Origin of the sequence: Brevundimonas sp., assembly GCF_031082345.1 — a bacterium.
GTDB lineage: Bacteria > Pseudomonadota > Alphaproteobacteria > Caulobacterales > Caulobacteraceae > Brevundimonas.
In genome coordinates this window covers 1-2,536 of record NZ_JAVHLH010000330.1, presented here as the reverse complement: position 1 = coordinate 2,536, position 2,536 = coordinate 1, and the positions used below count along the sequence as shown (strand labels likewise).

The 2,536-nt window shown below is 68.9% G+C and carries 4 protein-coding genes; 1 reads left to right on the top strand and 3 read right to left on the bottom strand.

The features are described 5' to 3' along the window. A partial coding sequence (locus RDU12_RS14865) for a hypothetical protein (protein WP_308685411.1) occupies positions 1 to 403 on the bottom strand: 403 nt, incomplete at its 3' end. A gap of 142 nt (positions 404 to 545) precedes the next feature. Between RDU12_RS14865 and RDU12_RS14860 the strand changes: the two genes are divergently transcribed. Further along, positions 546 to 959 (top strand): hypothetical protein, encoded by a 414-nt coding sequence (locus tag RDU12_RS14860; protein ID WP_308685409.1) that lies wholly within the window; start codon positions 546 to 548, stop codon positions 957 to 959. Here the strand turns inward: RDU12_RS14860 and RDU12_RS14855 are convergent. Both RDU12_RS14855 and RDU12_RS14850 read right to left on the bottom strand, forming a co-directional pair. After that, positions 938 to 1,699, bottom strand: coding sequence for a hypothetical protein (locus RDU12_RS14855; protein ID WP_308685408.1), 762 nt, complete (start codon positions 1,697 to 1,699; stop codon positions 938 to 940). The two genes, RDU12_RS14860 and RDU12_RS14855, sit on opposite strands and share 22 nt — an antisense overlap. Before the next feature lie 398 nt (positions 1,700 to 2,097). After that, complete coding sequence (locus RDU12_RS14850; RefSeq protein ID WP_308685407.1) at positions 2,098 to 2,403, bottom strand: hypothetical protein; 306 nt, start codon at positions 2,401 to 2,403, stop codon at positions 2,098 to 2,100. Positions 2,404 to 2,536 lie beyond the last annotated feature (133 nt).

Genomic DNA, 2,536 nt, shown 5'->3' with positions numbered 1-2,536 from the left:
CCCGCGGGCCCGCCACAAGAAGAGCAAGGCGCGCCTCGGCCAGTACGAGGAGCTGACCCAACAGGAGCGCGGCCTGCGCCAGCAGGCCTGCGCAACCGGCCTTGCCCCGGAGGCGAAGGTGGTGGGTCAGGAAGGCGTTGCGGTCGCTCGCCCGCGCGACCGTGATCGGGTCGGTCCCGATCGACAGGGTCACCGCCTGGCTAACGGCAGTCTTGTAGCGAGGATCTTCCATCGTCGCGCGATCGAGCGCCGATCCGTCAGGAAGGCAGACGACTTGCTGCGCGGTGCTGAGAAGGATGGACGCGACCAACCGGATCGCGGCCCGAGGGTCAACGCTTTCGAAGCTGGAAGCCTGGGCCGCCGGGGAAAACAGGCCCGGCAGGGCTGATTGTCGAAGGCTCATCGGGGTCTCCCTTGATCGCCGCCCTGTGGCGGCCGCGACCGACGCGCCGGGGCTCCCGACGACGGCAAGGGCGAAGAGCGCAGCGTCCCTTGACGGCTAGGGTGGGCGCCCGGGCAGGATGGGAGAGGCCCTCAGGAGCGCCATGAACCACGATCAGCAGATGCGGGAGATGGGTCTGCGGTTTCTGGCTGAAGCCAGACGCGGGCTCGACGCCGGACGCAGCGAGGAAAGCGTGCTGCAGAATGTGGGATGGGGGCTTGAGCTTGTGCTGAAAGCGGCCCTGCAGTCGCAGGGGTGGAATGATGATCGATGCCGCAGGGAGATCCGGCACGATCTGCTCAAGGCCCTCGACGCCGTCGAGAAGACGGTCTTGGCGCGCCCTCGCAGGGAGGCGCGCGCCGTCGTCGGCTGGCTGAGCCAAGGCTATCGCGGCCGGCGGATCGGAGAGCGGCTCGCGGCCGACCCGCCGCCATGGCTCTTGAGCCATGCGGTCGGGGAGGCTGAGCGACTCGCCGCTCTACTGACCCCGGAGGGTCAGAAGCCGAAGGCCATCTGACCCGAGGCCTCGCGATACAGCGGGGACGAGGTGGACTCGTCCATGGCTAGCCAGGGGTAACGGGCCTGATAGTCCCGGTCCCGGTATTGCGGGCTAAGAGCGACCCGCCCGCGGTTCGCGATTTCGGCCTCGAGCCACATACGCGCGGCCTCCTCGACGGTGCAGCCCAACACCGGTTTCCGGCCAGTCAGGGACAGAAACCCGGTGTCGGAGACAAACAGGCCGCTGGCAGAGGCCGCATGGAACGACGCATATCCGGTGCCATTGAACCCGCCGTTCATCTGAACGACGGCCCTGACGCCGGCGTGGTCGATGACGAACTGTCCGGCCTGGCCCCACATGGGCACTTCGCCCGCTGGCGCGGCGAAGGCCTCGCGCAGGCGCTGACCTCCGCCGGTATCGACCTCGCTGGCGAAGAAACTGAAGCCGGTGAGGGCGTAGATGACTGCGTCGTATTGCTGAACGGCCAGCTCGTAGCCGTCCTCGTCTTCGGCGAGGATGGCGGCATGGGCCGCCGCCAAGGCGGCCCGGGCGACCTCGATCCGGGCGGTTTCTTCGGCGGGCAGGTTTGCCGCGAGCCGCTTGGCCGCTTCCTTCCGGATCTCAGGCGCCGACAGCGAACTGGAGCGACCCCGCTGCGCGGGGACGCAGAAGGCGGTGTCCTCGTCCTCTGCCAGGACCGCGTCGAGCTGCGCGAGGCGAGCGGCCTGGTTGGTTGCGGATGCGGATTGAACTTGCATGACGGTCTCCATCTGGACGGCCCGGGATGGGCTGTGATGGGACCTTCCGAACATGAGGTGCCGGCCCGTCACCGAGCCGCTTGCGAGGGGAACGGCGAAGCCGTTGACGGGATAACCGGCGGTGTCCTTGCGTTAGGATCGGCCGACCCAGCCGCCACCTTCCCCTTCCGGCAGGCCGTCGCCTCGACCCATAGGGAGGGGCGCGCGAAGCGAGGCCGTCGCCGGCACATGCGTTGGACGTGACCAGGCGCAAGCGACCGCGAGGCCGAAGGCCAGCTGGTCGCCAAGCCCGGGAGCGCCCCCTGCCCTGTCAGTCGCCGGGTCACCGCGCCGTCAGGCTGCGGTCGGCGCCGCCCCGACGGAGCGGGGACAAAAAGGGGGGCCGAAGCCCCCCGGGGTCAGCAGGGACAGCGAGCCAAGGCTGTTTGCGGGGTGACGTCAGGGTTTCGTTGCCAGATCTTGCGGGTCTGGGCCTCGACAGTGTCGTAGATCGATACGGCGGTGACATAGGGGTGGTGAGCCTGGCAGCGGTCAAACTCGGCGGCAGCGACCGCGAGATCCGAGGTCCGGTAGGCCTCCTCCTCGCCGACGATTTCGTCGACGACGAGAACGAGGTAGCGCCCGTTCGCGTCGCCGGGGCCGTAATACCGTTCTGTGCTCGCAAGCCCGGCCGACGTCGAAGTGGGAGTGGTGGATTCGGACATGATGACCTCCGTGGGGCCGGTCCCAGCGACCGGCTATGGAGCTTCGGGGCACAGGTGGGCGCCCGGCAGTCACCGGAGCGGCGGCCTCTCGGCCGACGCGCAGGGCGAACGGCGTAGCCGTTGACTTCCGGGC

What these genes read in the sequence shown, in the direction of transcription:
- RDU12_RS14855 (WP_308685408.1), bottom strand. Translation starts at nt 1,699, where the DNA reads ATGCAAGTTCAATCCGCATCCGCAACCAACCAGGCCGCTCGCCTCGCG.
- RDU12_RS14860 (WP_308685409.1), top strand. Translation starts at nt 546, where the DNA reads ATGAACCACGATCAGCAGATGCGGGAGATGGGTCTGCGGTTTCTGGCT.
- RDU12_RS14850 (WP_308685407.1), bottom strand. Translation starts at nt 2,403, where the DNA reads ATGTCCGAATCCACCACTCCCACTTCGACGTCGGCCGGGCTTGCGAGC.